A 23,064-nucleotide genomic window follows, 5' to 3' on the forward strand; every position below is an offset into this window, starting at 1 on the left:
AGAATATTTTACAGACTCAAGAGAAGCCATCACCCCAATCGCCTCAACATTTACTGAATTTTTATCGAAGTTGTATTAATCGAAAATACAAGCTACCTGACAAAAAGCCTCGTGGACACGAATCAACCACGAGGCTTTTCCTTATATTATTTACACGAATTGTATATTTTTTAGTGAAATTTTAGTGTTTTGTATTGAGGGTCGTGACGCCGCCAAGAGCTTATGAACGCATGCCAATTCCGCCATCAGAGAGTGTTGGCCACAGCTTATCGTTGATAAATCTACCAAGAAGAAGCCCTGCCACTTTTTGAAAGTGCAGGACTTCTTCTTTTTCTTCTTATTTCAAATCCTGACCCACTTTAATCACATACATCTGCGTTGGCTTGTTATTAATTTTAATCTTACCCTTCTCGTCATAGCCATCCACACCGAAATCATTATCATTCACAATGGCAATCGTGTTTTTATCCACAATCGCCAATCCTTCCAGCTTTTCATGCGGATAATTCAGCTTGGCTACATCCACCAGCAATTCCTTGGAAACAGGCACAATTCCTTGCTCTTTCACTTGGGCAACAGTGAGTTTTTCGAAGTCCTGCTCACTTGTTGGCGTACCGAGTAAATTGGTTGCTTTCGAAAAATCAGCCTTGTAAATACGTTTAAGCTGTGCGTCTGCACCGGCATTTTTGTCTCGCTCGTCAATCAGTAAAACATCCTGGCTTAGTGCGGCCAAGTCGCTGATAACGACGTCTTTCTGTTTCACTTTCACGAAATCCTTAGCGTTCTCTGCGATGTACATGTACTCACCTACGACTTTTTTGGTGGCCAGATCCATTTTTAGAATGCGTAAGTTACGGGAAGCTTCTCCTGTCTTTTTATCAGGGAGTGCCATCGGACTTTGTATGGAAGTATACAAGAACTTACCGTCTGGAGAGATCGTGACACCTTCGAAGCCACGGTTTGCAATACGTTTGGAATAGACGGCTGGCAGCGTATCAAAAATCTCCATCTGTGCGCCTGCGGCAAGCATGGCCTCTTTGGAGCCCTTAGGTACATAGCGGCCCAGGATTGTGCCATCGCGTTTTACTTGAATGATGGATGGGCGGTATTCGTCGGATAACCAAAACGTATCGTCGACTGGGTTGTAAGCGATGCCTTCCAAATCCAAACCGTCTGGATCGTAACTAAGCTTCTTTGTTCCCGTTACATCGTAAGGGACTTCATCAGGACCAGAGAGGTTTGGCAATCCACTGATATCGTTCGTTTTCGTAAAAGCGTTGATCTTGCCCTGTGGCAAACGCAGCTTGATTGTTTCCAAAACATGAATGTTTCCGTTCTCCACTTTTATTTTGTACAAGCGTGGTGTGTAGTTTTGGTCAGGAAATGTACGCAGCTCGTCCTTACCGTATTGACCATTTGGTCCACGGTCAGCCAATGTATAAAAGATAGAAGGAGGATCGTTTGGAAGATGAACCAGACCGGAGAAGCCGCCTTCCTTAATACCTTCAGTAAGGGCAGGAGGATTTTTCCATTCATGGATTTCTGCTACAACTGGTGCTGCCATTACATTTTGAGTTGCACCTGCTCCTTGTGTTCCGATCAATGCCAGAGCTGTAATTGTTGCGATCAGCAAGCCTTTCTTTTGAAAGTGAATCTTCATCAATATCCCTCCGAATAAAAAAACGACGTAGTGAACCGCTTTTGTTAGACTACCTGAACTATATTAGGAAAATATGAAGCTAAAATGATGGTTTTGTAAAAAATACGAACACCTTGACCAAAGGGGTTCCAGCTGTCATTCATTCTACTGGAGGGATAGTCTCTTTTTTGTACATCGACTCTATTTTTCACTGTGATTGTATATTTTTCAGTGAAAATTTAGTATTATTTTTTGAAGGGTTCCAAATAATAGTGGTTTCATTGTACTTCTTACAAGTTCATGTAGAGATTGGAGATATTAATGATGAAGAAAAACATTTACTTTAACCATGATGGCGGCGTTGATGATTTAATTTCTTTATTCTTGCTGCTCCAAATGGACAATGTGAATCTGACGGGGGTATCCGTCATTCCAGCGGATTGCTACTTGGAACCAGCGATGTTTGCCAGCCGAAAAATCATCGATCGCTTCGGTAACGGCGGTTTGGATGTAGCAGAGTCCAATTCCCGCGGGAAAAATCCTTTCCCAAAGGACTGGCGCATGCATGCCTTTTATGTAGACGCACTGCCCTTGCTCAATGAATCAGGAGAAGTGATTACGCCAGTAGCGGACAAGCCTGCGCATCTTCATATTATTGAAACGCTGCGTGCAACGAAAGGAAAAACGACCTTGCTGTTTACTGGGCCTTTGACTGACCTCGCGCGTGCATTGGATATCGATCCGACCATCGAAGAAAAAGTAGAGCGCCTGGTGTGGATGGGCGGAACATTCCGTGAAGAAGGAAACGTGCATGAGCCTGAGCACGATGGAACAGCAGAGTGGAACGTATTCTGGGATCCGGAAGCAGCTGCTCGTGTATGGGCAAGCGGAATCGAGATTGATTTGGTCGCACTGGAGAGCACGAACCAAGTCCCACTGACACTGGATGTTCGTGAGCGCTGGGCAAAAGCGCGCAAGCATATCGGTGTAGATTTCTTGGGTCAATGCTACGCAATGGTGCCGCCGCTTGTACACTTCTCGACCAACTCGACTTACTACCTGTGGGATGTATTAACCACAGCATTTGTTGGCAATAGTGATCTTGTAAAGGTACAAACGGTTAACAGTATCGTCATGACAGAAGGGGCAAGCCAAGGCCGGACCGTTGAGACGGCTGACGGACGCCCGGTACATGTGGTTTATGACGTAGATCGTGATGCATTTTTTGATTACATAACAGAATTAGCGAAAAAAGCGAACTAGAACAAAGCAAGTCATCTTAGATATCGACACAGCTGGCGATAAGGAAAGGATACCTTCATGCAATACATTTGGGGAGTTCTCGGCATCCTGGGAATTTTTTTAATAGCCATTGCGTTTTCGAAAAATCGGAGAGCGATCAATCCGAGAACGGTCATTGGTGCGTTTGCGATTCAGTTTATTTTTGCTTTGATCGTGCTGAAATGGGATTTTGGGAAAAAGCTTTTGGAGTACTTGGCGTCGATTGTTCAAAGCATGATTGATTCGACGAATGCCGGAATTCAGTTCTTGTTTGGTGGGATACTCGGTGCACAGAACGCAGGCTTTACGTTTGCCCTGCAAGTATTGCCGATCATTATTTTCTTCTCTTCCTTGATTTCGGTCCTGTATTATCTCGGAATCATGCAGTGGGCGACGAAAATCATCGGTGGATTTTTGTCTCGGGTGCTCAAAACGAGCGAAACCGAATCGATGTCAGCCTCTGCAAATATTTTCTTGGGTCCGATTGAGGCGCCACTTGTCGTAAAGCCTTATATTGAGAAAATGACCAACTCCGAGCTGTTTGCTGTCATGACAGGTGGACTGGCGTGCGTTTCGGGTTCGGTTATCGGTGGATATGCGATGCTTGGTGTTCCGATTGAGTATTTGCTGGCCGCAGCATTCATGGGAGCGCCGGGTGGTCTGTTGCTTGCGAAAATGATGATGCCGGAAACAGAACAGCCACACAGAGTGGAACATGTGGAAGTAATGAAAGATACGGAGTCCAGAAACGTCATTGATGCGGCTGCTCGCGGAGCTTCGGATGGGCTAAAAGTAGCTGCTGGTGTCGGTGCGCTGTTGCTCGCGTTTATCTCGTTAATTTTCTTGCTGAACACGATTATTGGCTGGCTTGGCGGGTTAGTGGGAGTAGAAGCGTTGACGCTCGAGCATATTTTAGGCTACTTGTTCGCGCCGATTGCCTTTATGATCGGGGTTCCGTGGGAGGAAGCGCTAAAAGCAGGTTCTTTCATCGGGCAAAAGATTGTCCTCAACGAATTTGTTGCGTACACAGCTTTTGCACCGGAGATTGCGAATTTGTCGCAAAAAAGCGTTGTGATCATCAGCTTCGCCCTTTGCGGATTTGCCAATCTGGCTGCGCTGGCGATGGTCATTGGCGGCTTGGGCGGATTTGCTCCGTCAAGAAGATCAGACCTTGCTGAGATGGGCTTGCGTGCAGTAGTTGCGGCAACCTTGGCGAATCTGTTGAGCGCAGCGATTGCGGGGATGCTCATTTAGATGATGGAATAGAAAAAAGTACGAGGGCTGGAGTGATCCATGCCCTTGTTTTTTTTACGTATAGGAATTTATAAAATAAATTCCGGAGCGCATAAAAAATTTCCGCTAAAACGCGGTCGCTCCTCCATGAAAAGGCCTCAATATAGGTTTTTTATGGTGCTACTTGTAAAAAGGGGGAAAAAATGCTCTTGTTGGAAAAGTAAGAAGCTTGTTATTTCAGGAAATGGAGTTGGAATCATGAAGGCAGACGTCCTTTTTAACCAGTTTCCCATTCGAAAGTCAGACGAGTACACCTTGAAGAAAATCGAAGAGCAGCATTTGGACGAAGTATTTGAAATCTACAGCAACGACAACGTATTTGCATACTGCGGCATTATCCCCAAGCATAAGAGAGAGACTGTGAAAAGCATGATCGGGCATTTTGAGCGAGACTATCTGAAAAAATCCAGGATCAAATGGGGGATATTCGCCAATGATAACCCCGAGCATTTGCTTGGCATTGTCGAAGCTTTCGACTTTAATCAAAAGGTAAACATGGTGACGATTGGCTACTTCTTGTCCGAAGCGCATTGGGGAAAAGGGATTGCGACGGAAGCGGTAAAAATCTTGCTCCCATTTTTGTTCATGGATGTCAAAATCAACAGAATTCAGGCCGAAGTGATGCCGCCAAACGAGATTTCCAAGAAGGTATTGTTGAAAAATGGTTTCACGAAAGAAGGAACGGTAAGACAAGCGACGCTATGGGCGGGCAAAGGAATTGTGGATTTAGAGATATATGGGATATTAAAAGAGGACTACGAAAAAGGAAGGGGATGAGTGGTTGCCACTTCCTTTGTTGTGTACGCGTTATGGCGACGGTTTTCGATCGATACGGGTTCAATTATGTACAATCGTAAAACGTCCTAGTAGTTATAGCGTAGCTGGAGAGAAGGGACTAATCATTGTGATATTGACGTACGGTAGAGAAGGAGTGGTCGTCAGAATAAAAATCTGATGCCCTGTCCTTTTTTATTGACCTTCACACGATGTGATGGTTTAAAGTGGAGGATATAGATCAGCAAGGGGGAGATTCCCATTCATATTAGTGAATTGTCTCGCAAAACAGGCGTGAGTCTTCGTTCTTTGCGCTATTACGAAGAAAAGCAGCTTTTGAACCCGATTCGATTGGAAAACGGGTATCGTGAATATGCTGAATCTGACGTTGAACGAGTCAGAATTATTCAACTTTACTTCGGTCTTGGTCTTTCCGTTAAGGAAATTGGCGAATTTTTTGATTGTGCGTATACGGAAGCCATCAAGCCTCAATGTCTGCCAAATGCGATTGTAGTTGGTGAAAAAAAGCGAGAACAGATCAGAAAACAAATCGAGATCTTACGAAAAGCTGAAGCGCATCTGGACAATTGCCTATCGAGTTGGAAAGAAATTTTGCGTAAAGGAGAGGGTCAAAAATGAATCGCACAATGGTTCAAAAAAATCAGCGACTGGCAATCGTTACGGGAGGGAACCGTGGAATCGGGAGGGAGATTGCACGTCAGTTGGCCGTAAAAGGGTTGCAAGTGTTGATTACATGTCGGGATGACGAGAAAGGGCGGCAAGCTGTTGAGGGGATGCAGAAAGAAGGGCTATCTGTCATGTATCAGGTAGTAGATGTAAAGGATTCACAAAGCATCGGGCAGATGATCAAAAGTGTTGAAAATAATTTTGGCCGTCTGGATGTGCTCGTGAATAATGCAGGGATCATTTTGGATAGGGGAGTCTCTGTGCTGGATGTAGAAGAATCAGCGATCAGAGAGACATTTGAAACCAATTTTTACGGTTCTCTACGAATGATCCAAGCCTCCGTCCCTCTGATGAAACGAAATCAATATGGTCGTATTGTGAATATCTCTTCAGGACTGGGAGCATTTGATATCCTGCAAGGATTCTTAGGCTTGAAGGGTTCGTCCTCCGCTTACCGCATCTCCAAAACGATGCTCAATGCTTTGACATGCTTGGTGGCGCAAGAAGTAGAGAAGGATGGGATCAGAGTAAACGCTGTATGTCCGGGCAGAGTGCAAACGGATATGGGCGGAGTAGATGCTCCTTTGACGGTTGTGGAGGGAGCAGATACTGCTGTCTGGTTGGCAACCCTAGGTGAAGATGCTCCCAATGGCGGTTTCTTCCGTGATCGTCAGCAGATTACGTGGTAGATGAGGAGCGATAGGAACTGTGAAGATGTGCAAATCACCAGAATACACCGTTACCTGTAAAAGCTCTCCTATGTTACTATGATGGGTATGATCAAACATAGGTAGCTGGAATGGGGAAAACATCTTGAAAACATTTAAGAAAGTCTATATAGAAATCACAAGCGTTTGCAATCTCGCCTGTACCTTTTGTCCGCCAACGGAGCGCAGTAAAAGTTTTATTAAAGTAGAAGACTTTGCGAAAAGGCTGGATGAGATCAAACCGCACACCGATTACATTTATTTGCACGTCAAAGGGGAACCGCTTCTCCATCCCAAGATTGATGAGCTGCTCGATATCAGCCATGAGAAGGGCTTCAAGGTCAATATCACCACAAATGGTACGCTGATCGCGAAAAATCGGCATAAATTGCTAGGCAAGCCTGCGCTCCGACAAATGAACTTTTCGCTTCACAGCTTTGACGGACATATCGGCTCAACCAACCGCGAAGGTTATTTGCGGGAAATTCTTTCATTTGTTCGGGAAGCCCAGGAGCATCAAGTGATTTTTTCATTCCGTCTATGGAATTTGACGCAGGACAACGCCACGAACATTCAAAAGAGTAGAAACCGCCAGACTCTCGAAATGATTGAGAAAGAATTTGGGCTGGACTATCGAATCGAAGAAATGGTAATGCCGGGCAGCGGGGTAAAAATCGATGACCGCGTCTATTTGAACCAAGATTACGAATTCCAGTGGCCGAGTCTGACAGCGCCTGAGGATGATGGAAAAGGCTTTTGCCATGGACTGCGCACGCAGGCGGCGATTCTCGAAAATGGAACGGTTGTGCCTTGCTGTCTCGATGGGGAAGGGGTTATTAATCTAGGGAATATCAATCAGACCTCTTTCACTGATATTGTGGATGGCGAGCGGGCAAATAATCTGGTAGATGGATTTTCTCGCAGGGAAGCTGTCGAGGAATTATGCAGAAGATGTGGGTATCGTCAGAGGTTTGGAGCATAGAAAAGACAAAACGTCCGAAAAACACGATTCGGACGTTTTCTTCATCATGTGAGCGACGCTACAAGCAACGGCGGCAGCGGCAGCGGCAGCGGATGCAACAAAACCGACAGTGGCGGCGATGAGTACGTAATAAGCTGCTACAGAAACCGCATGGACGACGGTGGCGACGAATGCACCGATCCTGGTCGCGGTTAAAATTTTTGTAGCTGTTTCTATCTTGATCCCCTTCCTTGTCTCCGTCACACTCTCTTTCTATAAACGCACGGTCATTACGACCACCGCTCGACATAGATCCACCTCTTTGTTGTTAATACGATATTTTATGAAGCTTGTTTAGACATGATTGGACGAACTATCGGGGAGATAAGCTTGTTTTGAAATAAAAAAGATAGCTGAACTCTTAGCGGAAAGGAGCTAATGAGAACAGCTATCTTTATTTGAATCATTAATAGAATGATCGATCCGCTGAAAGTCGCATGTGGTAGCCTTGCATGAAGCAATCGTCGAGATTACCACAATGCCCGTGCAGTAACTCAGGTCTTCCTCACCTCAACTACTTGCAGCTCCAGCTCCCGGATCTTCCTCACACGCCCAATCATCATTCCAAGAATCGCAACAAGTACGCCAGAGAGAACAAACAGAAAGCCAATCCCCCTGCCCGCCCCTGTTCCGATGACCTGCCCGACAGTTTGCCCAAGCAATCGATCAGGATCAAACAACGGATTGAATACATGATCCGCCAAAAATCCAGCCGAGCCAAATGCCAGTACGAATCCGATTTGTGAAATAGCCGTGATCATCGACCATACTCTGCCTTGCCGTTCATTCTCGACATTCGTTCGGATGAGAACCTCCAGGCTCGTGTTCACAAAGGGGAGCGTGATGAAAAAGAGGAAGCCAAAAGCTATGATAAGCCAAACGGAGGTGAACACACCCATCAGGGCATAAAACAAGCCAGCAAATACGAGAGAGAAGGAAAGCATGAACACCTTGCTCTTTCCCATACCGAAAAGTCCGATCAAAAGGCTGCTAACGAGCATTCCCGATGCAGATACAGAGAGGGCGATACCGAGTGTCTTGGAATCAGTTACTGTCAGCATCATAGGCCCAAAAAGCGATTGCAGCAGCCCGATGTAAAAGCAGACGACGGACATTAACAGAACTAACGAGAAAACTCCTTTCATTGAAAGAAGATAGCGGAAGGCTTCAGACATTTCCTGAAAAAAGCTTTGTCTGTCATGCTTCTGGGGAGTGGCATGGTGTTTCATAATCAGTAACACGGCGCCTACAGCGAGGAGGAAGGTCATGATATCGATGAGTAATACGAGCTTGATATCAAAAGCACTGAGAAGAAATCCAGCAACCAGTGGAGAAATAAGATATTGAGCGGAATTTGCCAGTTGGATGAGCCCGCTTGCCTGCGAGTACAGCTCTTCCGAAACCAGATCGGAGACGGCGGCCCTAAAGGCTGGATTTAGAATAGCGGCAGAGATCGAGCTGATGCTGACCCCCAAATAGATGTGCCATAATTCCATTTGACCGGATAACATGACAAGGAAAATGAACAGGATACCGGCTATGGAACCGATATCGCCAATAATCATCATTTTTTTGCGGTCAAATCTGTCTGCAAGCACACCGCTAAAGGGAAGGAGAAGGAAGGATGGGAGAAAAGAGAAGAGAATGATCAACGAATAGCTCATGGTTGATTGGGTCTGTTGAAAAACAAAGACACCCAAGGCAAAAGCGGTTAGTCCACTTCCGATAGCAGAAAACAGCTGTCCTGACCAAATGATCAGAAATCTGCGAAAGGCTTTATCATGAGCGTTCATTGTCTTTCCTCCTTTTCAATCACAGAAACGAGAAGGACCCCGGCGCAGCTCCTAATGACCTTTCAATCATCACCTGCATGGCTTGTAGTCGTTTTGACTGTTCATCTTGATCCCACTGAAAAATGCCTGATTCCAACAGGAATTGTGAGCCAGCGAGGAGAAACTGTACGGTCTCCAAGGCATTTTCGACATCAAAGACAGCTTCTTTATTTCCTTGTTCAATGACTTGCGCAAGGACAGGGGCAATTTTTAAGATAATGGCGATGTTCAGACGTTCGTGGAGCTCTCTGTTTTCAGGGCGATGCAAGCTTTCCATCCATTCGGCTTGCTTGTCGATTCCATGGCTTTGACTGCGCAGCATCTGGCGAACCTTTTCCATGACGCTTAAGGTAGGATCATCTGCTATTTTTTTATATTGTTCGTAAAGCGTATCGACCATGGATTGAACAAATGCTTCGAGGATCTCTTCCTTCGATTTGAAGTAGTAATAAAAGGTTCCTTTCGCTACGCCCACCTTTTGAATGATCGCATCCACGGTTGTATGGACATATCCCTGATTTCGAAACAGCTCCCCGGCGGCTTCCAATATTTCTGTTCGCCGTGTTGTGGGGTCTTTCACGATTCTTTTCATCTGCGCCTCCTTCGAATGTCAGTAAGTGGTTGAATACAGATTATCATATGACTGACCGTCAGTCTATAAGTGCGTTAAATAAAAAGAGGAGTGATAGCCTCCTCTATTCGGTATTGTGTATTTATTAAGATGATGGCAAACGTTCGTTATAATTTCTCGGCAATTATCGTGAATGTTTTCGGGATTCCTTTATCAAAAACTTCCGATGAAAGATTCGGGAGCTCTTCCAGCATTTTTAGGCACAGCCCTTTGCTTGCAATGGCCGTAACAATTTCCCCTAATGTCCAATTGCGCAACATTACTTTTGATTCAGCGTCATTCATCCCGCTCGAAATGAATTTGGAGAAAGCAATGTCCTTTTCCTCGAGCGAGGTGTCGAAATAATCGCCTGTTACTTTATGTTTGCGGATATTAGCAGTCGTTCCGCGTGAGGAGATGAGTTTTGTGGATACCGGATGGAAATCTTGGAGGACGAGCACGCCACCTTTTCGCAGGAGCGAGTTGACCACCTGGAACAATTCGGTTAAGTCCAAAAAGTAATGAAGAATACCGAATTCCATAAAAACGAGATCATACTCACCAGACAATACATCTGGAGGTAGCTGCAATACATCCGATACGATGTAAGTCAAGTCAACATCGGCAGCTGCAGCCAGTTCTTTGGCGAACTGCTCATTCTCATGAGAGAAATCGGCGATGGTCACGTCGGCACCTAGCAAGGCGAGCGCAACGGCTTTGTTTCCATTTGAACCGAGTAAATTGATAATCTTCTTGCCGCGAATATCCCCCATGAGCTCATATACATAACCAATTCGCTTTTGGGGGTCTTCTTTTATTTTGACCGCTGCCTCAGCAGGTGTTCCAAATCGTTTCAGCCACGCTTGATAAGCCCCAGTGTTCCAAGCCGCTTTATTTAGTTGTGCTGTTTCCACAAATTCCCCTCCATCGAGTATTCCATTCAAAAACTGCCCCCGTTTTGTTGGTACGAGGGCTTAGGTAATTTATCATACTGACACAATGCATTCGTGTCTATATATTTTCGAAGTGTTAATTTTTCCATGTGTGACCTTGAAAGTGAGAGCAATTGGGGGCGAGATTCTTCATTTGTGAAGCAAAGCAGGACAGTGGTAATATTGGGAAAAATAGATACGTCCGCTCTTTATGCGGTCGAGGGTTTGTTCGACGGGAGGCAAGCTGCTTTGAAAATCAAAGTGTTGATCGCAGACGACAATTCGTTTATACGGGAAGGCATGAAAATCATCCTGACGAGCTTCGAGGAGTTTGAAGTAGTCGGGATTGTGGAGGATGGGGTCGAGGCGGTGACTTTTTGTAAACATAACGAGGTAGACATAGCACTTTTGGACGTTCGGATGCCGAACATGAATGGAGTGGAAGCGACTCGTGTGTTGACTGCCGAGACTACGGTCAAACCGCTCATTTTGACTACATTCGACGATGACGAATTTGTCCTCGAAGCCATTCAAGCGGGGGCACGCGGCTATTTATTGAAAAACAATGATCCCAACCGCATTCGAGACGCCATCAAGAGTGTCTATAACAACCATCATGTGCTCCAAGATGTGGTCCTGGATAAGATCAAAATGAACCTGAATACTGGGAAGAACGCTACGGATACAGTGTCCACGACAGCTCCTTCCAAAGCGACAGCAGCCAACCCTACCGAAAGTAAAATCGACCAAAGCTTATTTACGGAACGGGAGATCGATGTCATGAAGCAGATCGCGAAAGGGCTATCGAACAAAGAAATCGCCAAGAAGCTGTTTATTTCCGAGGGGACAGTTGCGAATTACATTACTTCCATCTTGAATAAAACAGCGCTTGAACACCGTACGCAGATCGCCATCTATTATTTGACGGGCGAAACGAACATGTCTGATTGAAAGGAGGTTATTACCGATGGAAATATGGACAATGGCTAATAAGGCAGCGGTGCTTGGGTTTATCATCGTGACTTCTTTTCTGGCTCATCCGACTTCTGAAATTGACCCGTGGCAAATGCTTGTATACCTGTTGTATCTGGCTATCAATCTCACTATTCTCACTGTGAAACAGATGAATCAAAAGCAATTATTTATGGGGCTATCCATCGGGTTCGTGGTAGCAAGTACACTTGTGTTGGACCCGTTATTTGTACTGCTCTTACCAGTCCACATTTTGGAGCTCGCGTTCTTGGCGGGTAAGCAGAGGGTGGTCGTATTTGTATGTATGCTGTTGCCTTTGTTCATCGTTTTGCCTGAATGGATGCCCTTGTATTTACTAACGGCCTTTCTTAGCTTTTTACTGTACAGGTGTGGCAGTATGTTAACTGACAAGCTCGGCAGAGTAGAGGCTGAACGGGAGAAGATGAGAGAGGATTTACAAAGCTTGACCCGCTCCTTGAACGAAAGCAGCGAATACTTCCGTCAGTCGACCTATACGATTCAACTGGAGGAGCGAAATCGCCTTTCTCAACAAATCCATGACGATGTGGGGCATGCGGTGGCAGGTGCGCTCATTCAGATGGAAGCGTCGCGACTGCTGATGGCGACTGATCAGGACAAGGCATCCGAGCTCCTTCGCAATGCGATCGCGATATCGAAGGAAGGGCTGGAGCGTATCAGAGTGACACTCAAGGATGTGAAGCCACGGCCGGAGGAGCTGGGAATCAATCGACTCCGGTTGTTTGTCGATGAGCTGTCCGTCAGAGAGACGGTGACAGCCACGCTTACTTTTGAGGGGGACATCGACGTCATTACACCGATTCAGTGGAAAATCATCCAGCAAAATGCAACGGAAGCGGTCACGAATGCACTCAAATATGCGAAGGCGACAGTGATTTCCCTAGAGGTACGGGTGCTGAATACATTCATAAAAGCAGTGGTCACAGACAATGGGGGCGGCGCAGACAAGGTTGTAAAAGGGCTTGGTATTCTCGGGATGGAGGAGAGAGCTGCTTCCGCTGGTGGAACGGTGATTGTAGACGGTACGCGAGGCTTTAGCGTGACCACTCTGCTGCCTTATCGCAACGAATGAAAAAGATCATGAGAAACAACATGAGGTTTCTCATACCGGGGGATGAACTTATGCACTGACATAGGGGCATCCTTTTTTATTACAATGCAGACATAACCACGAAGGGAGTGAGTTACGTGAGTCATGTATTGGAAATTCGTCAACTAACGAAAAAGTTCGGTGATTTCGTCGCCGTCGACAATATGTCTCTGAACGTGCGTGAAGGAGAAATCTTTGGTTTCTTGGGGGCCAATGGAGCGGGGAAGAGCACGACCATCAACATGATCGCCTCCCTGTTGCGCGTAACAAAGGGTGAGATTAACCTGCTGGGAAAAAACATTGAGAAACACAGCAAATTCGCCAAAATGAACATCGGCATCGTACCTCAAGATATCGCCATCTACGAGGATATGACTGCCTATGAAAACGTGAGGTTTTTCGCTGGCTTGTACGGACTGCGTGGATCACTGCTTCGCGAACGGACAGAAGAGGCGCTTGAATTCGTAGGTCTCGGTGACAAATCCAAGAGCTATCCCAAAAACTTCTCTGGCGGGATGAAGCGTCGGTTAAACATCGCTTGCGCCATTGCCCATCGGCCGAAGCTGATCATCATGGATGAACCCACTGTCGGAATTGACCCTCATTCGCGCAATTATATCTTGAATTCGGTACGCAAGCTAAACGACATGGGCTGCACGATTATTTATACGAGCCATTACATGGAGGAAGTCGAGGAAATCTGCACGCGCATTGCCATCGTCGACCACGGAAAAGTCATCGCCGAAGGATCGAAGGAGCAGCTAAAAGCGATTATTACCGATACGAAAGAAATTTGGATTGGTATCAGAACGGATGAGCCATTGAACCTACAGGCTCTTAAGGCGATTGCTGGTGTGACTGCGGTGCTTCAAGAAGAGAATACGATCAAAATCGTGTCCAAAGCGGAGATCAACAATCTGAACCGGATCATTCAACAATTAATCAAGGATCAGGTAGAAATCCGCTCCGTTGAAGAGCAAGCGCCGAATCTGGAGACGGTGTTCTTGACCTTAACCGGTCGAAACTTGCGAGACTAGAGGAGGGGCTTTGCCATGAACATATGGAATATCGCTGTAAAAGAAATCAAGTCCAGCCTTCGCGAAAAGAGAACGTTTATGTTTATGCTAGCACTTCCCCTCATTCTGATGCTGATATTAGGTTCCGCCCTTTCCAATGCGTTCGATGACACAAGGACCGTAGGAGACATGCGCTTGCTGTATAAAAGTGACGGAACGAATGAGCAGGTTTCGACGGGGTGGCATGCATTTATCACAGCGATCGAAAATGAGGGAGTCGAGGTCGTTCAAGCGGGACCAGGCACAGACGGGAATGAAGAAGTTCGAGCGGACCGCTATACGGGCTACGCCGTTGTTAGTGATGATGGGATTGAGTTTTATGGCAGCAGCAAGAATGCGATTGGAAGCAACATCCTTGCGGGGATGCTGACTGTTTTTGCCGATCGTTATTCGCTCGCATCCGCAGCCTATCAGGTAGATCCAGAGACTGCTTTGGCTACGATCACAACTGCCGGACAAAACGATGAATTTATTCGCGAGACGACCTTGCATCCGAATAAAAAGCCGAGATCAATCGACTATTACGCGATGGCAATGACTACGATGATCGGGCTCTACGCGATGATCAATGCGAGTTATTTATTCAGTGGAGAGCGAACGAACAAAACAGCCATTCGACTAATGGCAGCACCTGTAAGCAAAGGTGCCATTTTTACCGGAAAAGTGATCGGTTGTACGGTAATTAACCTGTTTTTCGTACTCGTCGTGTTCTTAGTCAGCAAGTTCGTATTCCAAGCAGATTGGGGTAATCACTATGGAATGGTTATCCTCGTGCTTTTGACAGAGGTGGTGCTTGCGGTCAGCCTGGGTCTGGGTATCAGCTTTCTTTTCAAAGGCGAAGGGATAAGGGCAATCAACAATATTTTTACGCAAGTCGCCTCCTTTGCAGGCGGTGCCTATTTCCCTATTGATCAATCAGGGGGGTTCATTAGTCTTTTGTCCAATTTTTCTCCCCTTCACTGGGTAAATACAGGTCTGATGCAAATCATCTACACAGACAATCCGACAGGTGCATGGTTTGCGATTACGATGAATGTGAGCTTTGCCACGGCGTTCATCATCTTTTCTGTTTTCACGGTGCGCAGACGGGAGGGTGCTTTCGTATGAGTGAAATGGTATGGCTAATTCGGAAAACGCTGATGGAGACGTTTCGCAGCAAAAAAAACTGGTTCACCTACTTGGGGTTGCCGATCGCAGGGGTTCTGCTGTCGCTTACCCTCTACAGCAATGCAAGCAGTGGCACGATCCATGTAGGAATCATCAATCAGGATGGGAACCAGATGATCACGCAGGACACGATCCGGTTTATCGAGAGATTGAATCATATCGAGGTCACAGTCATCGACGAACAAACGATGCGCAAAAAAATCGCTTCTGGTGAGCTAGATAGCGGAATTGTTTTTGAGCCAGGGTATGCTGCTAGTGTTCGAAAAGGGGCGCCAGCGCACTTGAATATTGTATCAGTAAAGGGTGCACAGGTTACTGCCTACGTGAAGGCCATGCTGCACAGTTATATCGGCAATCTAGCTGCGATTGGAAGGACGGCACAGGCGGATGAGGCAAAGTTCACGAAGCTGTATGCGGCATACCACGAGCAAAGCTACAAGCTAAATACGGTAACGTTTCAAGACACCTCGAACGTGACGCGTATGACGAATCAATCGATTGGTTTCCTCATTATGTTCATGATGTTTTCAGCGGTGAACATGTCGGAGATCATTTTAAAAGAAAAAGAGAATCGCACCTTTTTGCGACTCCTTTCTTCGCCGATGTCGGCCAGATCCTATGTATTCTCGAATATCATCGTCAGCATTTTCATGTTGCTACTGCAAATCATCGTGACCTTGCTCGTCATGAAAAATGTCTTCGGCATAGATGCAGGCGTCTCGTATGGTCAAATGATTTTGCCGTTGTTCGTGTTCGCGCTGGGGGCAATCGCACTTTCGCTGATGACCGTTGCCTTTGCGAAGAGTAGAGCAGGTGCCGGAGCTATTTCCAACCTGATCATCGTACCGACGTGCCTCCTGGCTGGCTGCTTCTTTCCCATGGAAATCATGCCGGACACCGTGCGCAAAATTTCAACATTCTTGCCTCAGCATTGGCTGCTCGATACGGTGAATAAGCTTCAACAAGGGTACAGTCTGGGGAGCTTGTATTTGAACATGGTCATTTTACTCGCATTCGCTACCGTTTTTGCCTTGATCGCCATCTATCGGTTTGGGCGGAATAACGATAGTAGACAGTTTGTGTGAGAAAAATAGGACTCTGTGAACTGCAATAGGACAAGGGATAATTCGAATCGTGTCGAAAGATGCTTACTATGATAAAGCCAAGCAACCATAACCGGCGCCATTCAAAAGCACTCATAAGTAAGCATCTTGTGATTCTTCTCTTGTTTTTAGCATTTCTCCTAGGTCTTCGAACGTTCTGGTTTTCGTTTCATGCGTTTCCAGAGCATCCGCCTGTGGTTCAAGGGGTTCTTGATATGCGCGGGTGGGACTTTGAAAATTCCCCATCTATTTCACTAGATGGGGAATGGGAGTTTTTCCCCGATTCTTTGCTCACGCATGAAGATTTCCATTTCCAGCAATCATCGAATAACGAACAACAATACCTTCAAGTGCCTGGCAATTGGAGCAGTGCTTTTTCTAGGGACTCTCCGTCATCGTATGGCTATGGAACATACCGTTTACGGATCTTGGTGGATCAACCATTAAATCAGCCATACACCTTATGGGTTCCGCAAGTGGACGCATCTTCCACTGTAGAGGTTAACGGACAGATATTAGCCAGAGTCGGAGAGCCTGCGACAACAGCAGAAGATTACATTCCACGGAAGCAATCCTTCACGGCTACGTACATTGCAGGTGATGCAAAGGTCATTGAAGTGCTTGTCCGATCTGCCAACTTTCATAATCCAATAGAAGGGGGCATCATCAGATCGATTTACTTCGGGTCGCAGGCCACTGTTGATACCGAACGTTGGTATTCTATCGGCTTCCAGATGACAACCTTCCTCATCTTGTTGCTACATGGCTTGTATGCCGGCATCCTGTATATCTTGAATGCCCGTCACAAAGAGTTTCTGGTGTTCTTGCTGTTGCTTTCCTGTGTAGGGATAAAGACTGTGTCTGATTATGACAACCTGCTGCTACTTTGGCTCCCCATCGATTATACATGGGCGATCAAAGTGGAAGTGCTCGCCTACATATGGCAGCCTTTGCTGTTGATATTATTGGTCAGAAGTCTATCTGAACAGGAAGAGAAAGAAAACTCCAAGCCGTTCAGGGCCTATCTTTCCGTACTCAGTCTTTATTCGGCAGCGATCATACTGGGAACGGCTCAATGGGTGTATTTTTTAGCTGGAACGCCATTTTTGGTCATGATATATTTCGGTCCGTTTTTGCTGTTTGTATTCAGGATCAGCCGCATGCTTATGCAAAACAAGCATGACGCTGTGTTTTTGCTCATTGCGGCAACGAGTATTTTTTCCAATGTCTTGTGGTCGGCCATCATGGAATATCAAATGATGGATATCAAGTACGTTTATTATCCACTCGATCTGATTGCTGCTCTTGTCAGCTTTTCTGCCTATTGGTTCAAGCGATTCTTTCGCAATTCAGAGGAGAAGGCAAAGCTGACGGAGCAATTGAGAGAAGCCGACAAGCTCAAAGACCAGTTTCTCGCCCATACCTCTCACGAACTGAGGACGCCATTGCACGGCATCATGAATATTGCCCAGACTGTCGTCAACAATGAAAAGCATGTCATGGGTGGTCGCAGCACGCAGGACATGGAGCTCTTGATCACGATCAGCCGCAGAATGTCGCATTTACTGGACGATTTGCTAGATGTCGTACGGTTGCAGGACAAGCATATCGTGTTGCAGAAGAAGCCGTTGCATATTCAATCGGTTGTTTCCGGTATCATCAGCATGCTCACCTACATGGTAGAGGGTAAGCCTGTTCAATTGAAAATGGACATTCCGGAATCCATCCCGCCAATCTTGGCAGATGAAAAGCGGTTAGTACAGATTCTGTTCAATCTTGTTCACAATGCACTGAAATTCACGGAAGAAGGATCTGTCGTCGTTTCTGCTGAGATCGTGAACGGACAGGTGGCGATTTTTGTATCCGATACAGGAATCGGTATGGATGAGCATACCAAGGCACGGATATTTTTGCCGTATGAGCAGGGAGCACAAGCAACGAACGATGGAGGAGGAATCGGGCTTGGTCTCGCTATTTGTAAACAGCTGGTAGAGTTGCATGATAGTGAGCTCGGCGCCGTGTCTGAACCGAGCAAAGGCTCCGTATTTAGCTTTTCGCTGCCAGTGGTTAGTACAGATGAGATGAAAGCAGCAGAGAGCCAATATGTCGAGCAGATGGATAAGAGTCATGAAGTGACGCCTATCAACCAGTTGAGGCATAGTGATGTCCCAGATATATTCGCTTTTCAGCAGACAGCTGCGCATGCATCTTTTGAAAGAAAGGCGAACATATTAGCGATCGATGACGACCCGGTTAACCTAAGGGTGCTGGATCGTATGCTCTCATCTTCGCAGTACCAAATCACCACGTGCACATCACCGAGAGACGCGCTCGATCTGCTTTTTACAGAGCAGTGGGATTTGCTTATCATCGATGTCATGATGCCGCATATGTCGGGCTACGAGCTGACACAAAAGGTCAGGGAGCATTTCTCTGTTTCCGAGCTGCCAATCTTGCTCTTAACTGCACGCAGCCAGTCTGAAGATGTATACACCGGGTATTTGTCTGGCGCGAATGATTATGTATGCAAACCAGTCGATGGTATGGAGCTGAGATATCGCGTCTGGTCGTTGACGACACTCAAGCAAACCGTCGATGAACGACTTCGCATGGAGGCTGCCTACTTGCAGGCACAGATCCACCCGCATTTCTTGTTCAACACGCTCAGCTCGATTATGGCACTCAGTGACATTGATACAGAGAAGATGCGTAAACTCGGGGATGCGTTTACCGCCTTCTTGCATATCAGCTTCGACTTTTTGAATACGGGAAAACAAGTCGCACTCTCTCATGAGCTGGAGCTGGTTCAAGCTTATCTTTACATTGAAAAGGAACGATTTGGCGAGCGGTTACAGATCATGTGGGAGGTTGAACCTGATATCGATTTGATGATCCCGCCGCTTACCATTCAGCCGTTGGTTGAGAATGCAATCAATCATGGTCTTCTTACCCGAATAGAGGGTGGAACTCTCCATATTCGGATCGTCCAGCAAAAGAACGCCACTCTTTTTGAGGTGAAGGACGACGGGATCGGGATGGAGGAAGCGACTGTGCGACGTTGTCTGGATTTGACGACGAAGGAAAGAAGCGGAATCGGGGTCTCCAACACGAATCGGAGACTGACGCAAATGTACGGGAAGGGCTTGTCTATCAAGAGCAAATTGAATGAGGGTACGACGGTGTCGTTTGTGATACCAGATCGGATGTAAATTCTAAATTATGAGGGGTGAATCGTCTTCATTACTTTTCAATGCACCAAAAAGCTTATAGCAGAATTGAAAGGTACTGTGTCTGATAAAGAAAAAATAGCTTCGGAGCCTTTATACAGATGGCATGCTCACCTGTTTGTATATCAACGGCGGAAGTGTGTGCTGGTGATGAATAACGTAACAAGATACAATTTCGTTATGTATGGATTAAAGAAGGCAGATTTTAATCGTTTTGATCAATTGGTGAAAGAAAAAATCACAGAGAACCTTCTTGCAGAAGGAATCGCGCAAACATTAATTGAGAAGTATCTACAAAATATCGGTGAGGCCACTTATACGGAAACAAGTGATAGAAGCATTCTTAGTCAAATGAATGACATGATATGGATTGCACAGTACGATATGGATAGGAATATGAGGGAGAGCAATGAATTGGGTATTGATCAGGTGAATCGGTTTTTGAATGATTACATCATGACTAAATTGCCGCAACTATACCCCAGACAAGCAATGCTGGAAGCGTTAGAAAATTTATAGTACCAAAAGCATCCTCACTTTCACGAGTGATTCAGGATGCTTTTTTGATGCTCCGATTCAAAAAGACGATCTATGAAAAATTGAAAAACGACACTGATGTCGTTTATAATAATCTCACCAACAAAAACGACATCTATGTATATTTTATTCAAAGGAGGTAGGCCCAAATCTAATGGCCCCAAAGGTAAGCGACGAATACAAAACAAAAAAAAAGACCGAGCTGCTGCATGCCGCCAAGCGTGTGTTCATCACGAAAGGCTATACTCGCGCCACCATGCAAGACGTCATGGACGAGGCTGGTGTATCGCGCGGAGCCTTGTACGCCTACTTTGATAACCTAGAGCACTTATATATGGAGCTGCTGCAATTTGAGGATCAACAGGATGTACAGTTTTTCACGCCAATTACTGGCGAAACGTCTTGGGAGCAAATGACCAAATGGGTCTACAAACAGCAAGTCGAGATTGAGAACATCGAACAAACATTGTCCCAAGCCAACTCAGAGTTTTTTCTGTCACTGAAAGATCAGCAAAAGCAACAGAGCTATCCATACATCACGACTCGCTATGAAAAAATGGTGGATGTGTTGACAGTTTTCTTCGCGCATGGAACAGAGACAGGTGAGTTCAAGCCACAGCTTCCACCCGAGGTGATCGCACGCTATCTCATCTCGGTTATCGATGGACTGATGCTAGATACCGCGCATTTGGGTGCAGAAAAAACGAAGGTGTCCGTGCAGATGGAAGCACTGTTGTTTTCATTGCGAGCGATGCTGGGACCGGTTCAATAAGGAGGGGGGACAAATGTTGTTTCAATCAGAGCGAATCTATCTGAGAAAAATGACGAGCGAGGATGTGGACGTCTACCACATGTGGAGAAATGACGTGGAAGTCATGCGGACAACGAGTCCGTCTATGGACGTCTTTACGTGGGATGATACGAACGGGTTTGTGAATCAGGTCATCCTGCATGTAAGCTCATCGAAGAGCTACATGATCGTAGACAGCCAAACCAATCGACCGATCGGGATCACCTCCCTCATCCAAATCGATCTGAAAAACCGCAATGCGGAGTGCATCATCGATATTGGAGAGAAGGAGTACTGGGGAAAAGGGTATGCACGAGAAGCGCTGAAGCTGCTGCTGGATTATGCGTTCTTGGAAATGAATCTGCATCGGGTATCGCTTCGCGTCTTTTCCTTTAACGAAAAGGCGATCAGGTTGTACGAGAGGCTTGGATTCAAGCAGGAGGGAATCTCGCGGCAGTTTTTGTTTCGAGAAGGAAAATGGCATGATCTTATGCACATGGGGATTTTACAGCAGGAATATATCTCGTAAAAAAACTATACCGATGCCTAATTCATGGAGGAGCGACCGCGTTTTAGCGGAAAGTTTAAGGATGAAGCGCTTAATCTTCCCTGCACGTAAAAAAAGAGGCTGGCCGTCCTTTGAGAAATCGAAAGCGGTCAAATCGGGGTCATGGCTGCAATTAAAACATACGGGGTAAGCATAACAACCTTGGCAAAATGGGAAGTGTACGGATACCGCCTAAGTCCCATGGAATTCAGGACCAAGGCCGCTTAACCAATTTTTATTATTTGTACTGTCTACTTGATGGAGTGCAGTTCACCTTATCGACAGCCTGTAGCCCACTCGTAGAACGGGTGGGCTTTTTTCTTATTTTGCGATCGTCATAGGAACGGAAAATACCCGTGACTGTACTTCCATATTCCATCTCTCAAACAAACGCTCTGTTCATAGGTTAGTTCACATCGAATTCGTTGATTAGCTATGGGGTACATAAGGTTACTCGGTTCTGAACTGTGGCCTAACCCCAAGATGTGACCAATCTCATGGGCCAATGTAGATGGCGCAATAGCGTTTGCATTAAGAAAAACGGAAGGGCGATGCTTAATAATACCGTACAAGGCAAGGTGTTCTGAAGGGCTGGCCCTCTTCCATTTCCGCAGCAACAAAGATAGTTGTTCGATTGCCCGCAGATTGCAGAATGTTGCAGCACCGGGTATATGAACGCCAGCAGATATACCATCAGGAGGGATTGCAATAAGGTAGTAGATGTTAATACAAGGTAAGCGTTGTTTTGTTTTTCTCCAATCTCCTGCACGAGCGGTTTCAATAAAAAAATCCCGTAAGTCGTGAGATGAGTTGAAGCTATGCTGAAGGCTGTCATTTTCGAAGACATCATTTTCTTCATGAAACACGAGATTCATCCATGGAAAACCATTCACTTCAGCGTTCCTATTAAAATAATGTTGCGCATAGACAACGTTTTGTTTCACCGTAGACTTGGCTATTTCCAAATCCTCAAATGCACCCTTCTGTACAATAACATTTAATGAGAAATGTGCGGTTTTTCTCCTCGTTAGAGAGTTAGACATTGTTGATCACTCTTTTCTTCCTGTACTGCCTTTGCCTTACTCCTTGCCTGCTTATTACTTATGTAAAAAACCTAAATTTGGTTCAAGATCTGAAAGCCTAGCATTCCTGGGGCACTCTTCTTGGACTTTTTTGTACGCGTGGCAAATACCCGAATTGAGGAAATGAAGTGACGAACAAGTTGTTCCGAGAATAGCTTGCAGCAAGACGAATTGAAGTACTCTAACTCCTCTGGTAGTAGGTTTTGTTGATCATACGTTGGGAGAATCAGGGTTATTAAGTAATGCCCTAGGACATGAATAAGGGAGGAAAACAAGTGAGCAGTGATTTCAGGAGAGATTTTGAAAGTATGGAAGTAAGCAGGATCGATGCAAGCAGCATGTTTTATGGTAGTAGTGATTCTGGGGAGTTATACCAATATCGATGCGATTACGGCTGTAGAGACAGATGCGGTTGTAGAGACAGATGCGGCTGTAGAGACAGATGCGGTTGTAGAGATAGATGCGGTTGTAGAGACAGATGTGGTTGTAGAGACAGATGCGGTTGTAGAGACAGATGCGGTTGTAGAGACAGATGCGGTTGTAGAGACAGATGCAGACCCAGATGTTGGGACTGATGTTGGGTCAGGCGTCTAAAGGGTAAGATATAGATATGCTGATAGAAGGGCCATAATCCATGATTATCGTGGGTTATGGCTTT

21 protein-coding genes are annotated in these 23,064 nt (G+C 45.8%); 16 read left to right on the forward strand and 5 right to left on the reverse strand.

Features of this window, described 5'->3' with window-relative positions; translation table 11 throughout:
- Positions 1-337: 337 nt before the first annotated feature.
- Complete coding sequence (locus tag C7R93_RS27930) at positions 338-1,660, reverse strand: esterase-like activity of phytase family protein (protein ID WP_106841848.1); 1,323 nt, start codon at positions 1,658-1,660, stop codon at positions 338-340.
- Positions 1,661-1,963: 303 nt separating this feature from the next.
- On the opposite strand from C7R93_RS27930, the gene C7R93_RS27935 reads away from it, so the two are divergent.
- From C7R93_RS27935 to C7R93_RS27960, 6 genes are all read left to right on the forward strand, one after another.
- Positions 1,964-2,902, forward strand: a complete 939-nt coding sequence (locus C7R93_RS27935; RefSeq protein WP_106841849.1) for a nucleoside hydrolase — start codon at positions 1,964-1,966, stop codon at positions 2,900-2,902.
- Positions 2,903-2,959: 57 nt separating this feature from the next.
- The gene (locus C7R93_RS27940) at positions 2,960-4,174 is read left to right on the forward strand and encodes a NupC/NupG family nucleoside CNT transporter (protein WP_106841850.1); all 1,215 of its coding nucleotides are present in this window, start codon (positions 2,960-2,962) and stop codon (positions 4,172-4,174) included.
- A 237-nt stretch (positions 4,175-4,411) separates the two neighbouring features.
- Positions 4,412-4,990: a GNAT family N-acetyltransferase gene (locus C7R93_RS27945; protein WP_106841851.1), complete on the forward strand. Its 579-nt coding sequence runs from the start codon at positions 4,412-4,414 to the stop codon at positions 4,988-4,990.
- A gap of 273 nt (positions 4,991-5,263) precedes the next feature.
- Entirely contained in the window at positions 5,264-5,626 is a 363-nt protein-coding gene (locus C7R93_RS27950; protein ID WP_279629463.1) for a MerR family transcriptional regulator, read from the forward strand.
- Positions 5,623-6,363, forward strand: a complete 741-nt coding sequence (locus C7R93_RS27955; protein WP_106841853.1) for an SDR family oxidoreductase — start codon at positions 5,623-5,625, stop codon at positions 6,361-6,363. Before C7R93_RS27950 ends, C7R93_RS27955 begins: the two co-directional genes overlap by 4 nt.
- Positions 6,364-6,487: 124 nt before the next feature.
- Positions 6,488-7,363 (forward strand): radical SAM/SPASM domain-containing protein, encoded by an 876-nt coding sequence (locus tag C7R93_RS27960; protein WP_106841854.1) that lies wholly within the window; start codon positions 6,488-6,490, stop codon positions 7,361-7,363.
- A gap of 533 nt (positions 7,364-7,896) precedes the next feature.
- On the opposite strand, the gene C7R93_RS27965 is transcribed toward C7R93_RS27960, so the two are convergent.
- The 3 genes from C7R93_RS27965 to C7R93_RS27975 form a co-directional block, all read right to left on the reverse strand.
- On the reverse strand, positions 7,897-9,195 hold the full coding sequence (locus C7R93_RS27965) for an MFS transporter (RefSeq protein ID WP_106841855.1): 1,299 nt from the start codon (positions 9,193-9,195) through the stop codon (positions 7,897-7,899).
- Positions 9,196-9,214: 19 nt separating this feature from the next.
- Entirely contained in the window at positions 9,215-9,826 is a 612-nt protein-coding gene (locus tag C7R93_RS27970; RefSeq protein WP_106841856.1) for a TetR/AcrR family transcriptional regulator, read from the reverse strand.
- A 146-nt stretch (positions 9,827-9,972) separates the two neighbouring features.
- Entirely contained in the window at positions 9,973-10,758 is a 786-nt protein-coding gene (locus C7R93_RS27975) for a class I SAM-dependent methyltransferase (protein WP_106841857.1), read from the reverse strand.
- A 267-nt stretch (positions 10,759-11,025) separates the two neighbouring features.
- On the opposite strand from C7R93_RS27975, the gene C7R93_RS27980 reads away from it, so the two are divergent.
- The 9 genes from C7R93_RS27980 to C7R93_RS28020 all read left to right on the forward strand — a co-directional run bounded on the left by C7R93_RS27980 (position 11,026) and on the right by C7R93_RS28020 (position 21,306).
- Positions 11,026-11,727 carry a response regulator transcription factor gene (locus tag C7R93_RS27980; RefSeq protein WP_106841858.1) on the forward strand — a complete coding sequence of 234 codons (702 nt, stop codon included), beginning with the start codon at positions 11,026-11,028 and terminating at the stop codon, positions 11,725-11,727.
- A gap of 16 nt (positions 11,728-11,743) precedes the next feature.
- Positions 11,744-12,859 (forward strand): sensor histidine kinase, encoded by a 1,116-nt coding sequence (locus C7R93_RS27985; protein WP_106841859.1) that lies wholly within the window; start codon positions 11,744-11,746, stop codon positions 12,857-12,859.
- 116 nt (positions 12,860-12,975) lie between these two features.
- Positions 12,976-13,914: an ABC transporter ATP-binding protein gene (locus C7R93_RS27990; protein WP_106841860.1), complete on the forward strand. Its 939-nt coding sequence runs from the start codon at positions 12,976-12,978 to the stop codon at positions 13,912-13,914.
- A 15-nt stretch (positions 13,915-13,929) separates the two neighbouring features.
- Positions 13,930-15,060 (forward strand): ABC transporter permease, encoded by a 1,131-nt coding sequence (locus tag C7R93_RS27995; RefSeq protein WP_106841861.1) that lies wholly within the window; start codon positions 13,930-13,932, stop codon positions 15,058-15,060.
- The gene (locus C7R93_RS28000; protein WP_106841862.1) at positions 15,057-16,205 is read left to right on the forward strand and encodes an ABC transporter permease; all 1,149 of its coding nucleotides are present in this window, start codon (positions 15,057-15,059) and stop codon (positions 16,203-16,205) included. The genes C7R93_RS27995 and C7R93_RS28000 overlap by 4 nt, the downstream gene beginning before the upstream one ends.
- A 59-nt stretch (positions 16,206-16,264) precedes the next feature.
- On the forward strand, positions 16,265-19,432 hold the full coding sequence (locus C7R93_RS28005; RefSeq protein WP_106841863.1) for an ATP-binding protein: 3,168 nt from the start codon (positions 16,265-16,267) through the stop codon (positions 19,430-19,432).
- 30 nt (positions 19,433-19,462) lie between these two features.
- Positions 19,463-19,969, forward strand: coding sequence for a DUF6933 domain-containing protein (locus C7R93_RS28010; protein ID WP_412679466.1), 507 nt, complete (start codon positions 19,463-19,465; stop codon positions 19,967-19,969).
- A gap of 172 nt (positions 19,970-20,141) precedes the next feature.
- On the forward strand, positions 20,142-20,759 hold the full coding sequence (locus C7R93_RS28015) for a TetR/AcrR family transcriptional regulator (protein ID WP_106841865.1): 618 nt from the start codon (positions 20,142-20,144) through the stop codon (positions 20,757-20,759).
- A 13-nt stretch (positions 20,760-20,772) separates the two neighbouring features.
- Complete coding sequence (locus C7R93_RS28020; protein ID WP_106841866.1) at positions 20,773-21,306, forward strand: GNAT family N-acetyltransferase; 534 nt, start codon at positions 20,773-20,775, stop codon at positions 21,304-21,306.
- 353 nt (positions 21,307-21,659) lie between these two features.
- Here the strand turns inward: C7R93_RS28020 and C7R93_RS28025 are convergent, their stop codons facing one another.
- On the reverse strand, positions 21,660-22,367 hold the full coding sequence (locus tag C7R93_RS28025; RefSeq protein WP_106841867.1) for a matrixin family metalloprotease: 708 nt from the start codon (positions 22,365-22,367) through the stop codon (positions 21,660-21,662).
- A 384-nt stretch (positions 22,368-22,751) separates the two neighbouring features.
- Here C7R93_RS28025 and C7R93_RS30130 point away from each other — a divergent pair, with 384 nt between their 5' ends.
- Positions 22,752-23,000: a hypothetical protein gene (locus C7R93_RS30130; RefSeq protein ID WP_158264060.1), complete on the forward strand. Its 249-nt coding sequence runs from the start codon at positions 22,752-22,754 to the stop codon at positions 22,998-23,000.
- Positions 23,001-23,064 lie beyond the last annotated feature (64 nt).

Source organism: Brevibacillus fortis (genome assembly GCF_003013395.1).
GTDB classification, from domain to species: Bacteria; Bacillota; Bacilli; order Brevibacillales; family Brevibacillaceae; genus Brevibacillus; species Brevibacillus fortis.

Excerpts from the sequence above, each read along its gene's own strand:
- C7R93_RS27935 (WP_106841849.1), top strand. The coding sequence starts at position 1,964 with ATGAAGAAAAACATTTACTTTAACCATGATGGCGGCGTTGATGATTTA.
- C7R93_RS27985 (WP_106841859.1), top strand. The coding sequence starts at position 11,744 with ATGGAAATATGGACAATGGCTAATAAGGCAGCGGTGCTTGGGTTTATC.
- C7R93_RS27965 (WP_106841855.1), bottom strand. The coding sequence starts at position 9,195 with ATGAACGCTCATGATAAAGCCTTTCGCAGATTTCTGATCATTTGGTCA.
- C7R93_RS27970 (WP_106841856.1), bottom strand. The coding sequence starts at position 9,826 with ATGAAAAGAATCGTGAAAGACCCCACAACACGGCGAACAGAAATATTG.
- C7R93_RS28005 (WP_106841863.1), top strand. The coding sequence starts at position 16,265 with ATGCTTACTATGATAAAGCCAAGCAACCATAACCGGCGCCATTCAAAA.
- C7R93_RS28020 (WP_106841866.1), top strand. The coding sequence starts at position 20,773 with ATGTTGTTTCAATCAGAGCGAATCTATCTGAGAAAAATGACGAGCGAG.
- C7R93_RS27930 (WP_106841848.1), bottom strand. The coding sequence starts at position 1,660 with ATGAAGATTCACTTTCAAAAGAAAGGCTTGCTGATCGCAACAATTACA.
- C7R93_RS30130 (WP_158264060.1), top strand. The coding sequence starts at position 22,752 with ATGGTAGTAGTGATTCTGGGGAGTTATACCAATATCGATGCGATTACG.
- C7R93_RS27995 (WP_106841861.1), top strand. The coding sequence starts at position 13,930 with ATGAACATATGGAATATCGCTGTAAAAGAAATCAAGTCCAGCCTTCGC.
- C7R93_RS27955 (WP_106841853.1), top strand. The coding sequence starts at position 5,623 with ATGAATCGCACAATGGTTCAAAAAAATCAGCGACTGGCAATCGTTACG.
- C7R93_RS27945 (WP_106841851.1), top strand. The coding sequence starts at position 4,412 with ATGAAGGCAGACGTCCTTTTTAACCAGTTTCCCATTCGAAAGTCAGAC.
- C7R93_RS28000 (WP_106841862.1), top strand. The coding sequence starts at position 15,057 with ATGAGTGAAATGGTATGGCTAATTCGGAAAACGCTGATGGAGACGTTT.
- C7R93_RS28025 (WP_106841867.1), bottom strand. The coding sequence starts at position 22,367 with ATGTCTAACTCTCTAACGAGGAGAAAAACCGCACATTTCTCATTAAAT.
- C7R93_RS27940 (WP_106841850.1), top strand. The coding sequence starts at position 2,960 with ATGCAATACATTTGGGGAGTTCTCGGCATCCTGGGAATTTTTTTAATA.
- C7R93_RS28015 (WP_106841865.1), top strand. The coding sequence starts at position 20,142 with ATGGCCCCAAAGGTAAGCGACGAATACAAAACAAAAAAAAAGACCGAG.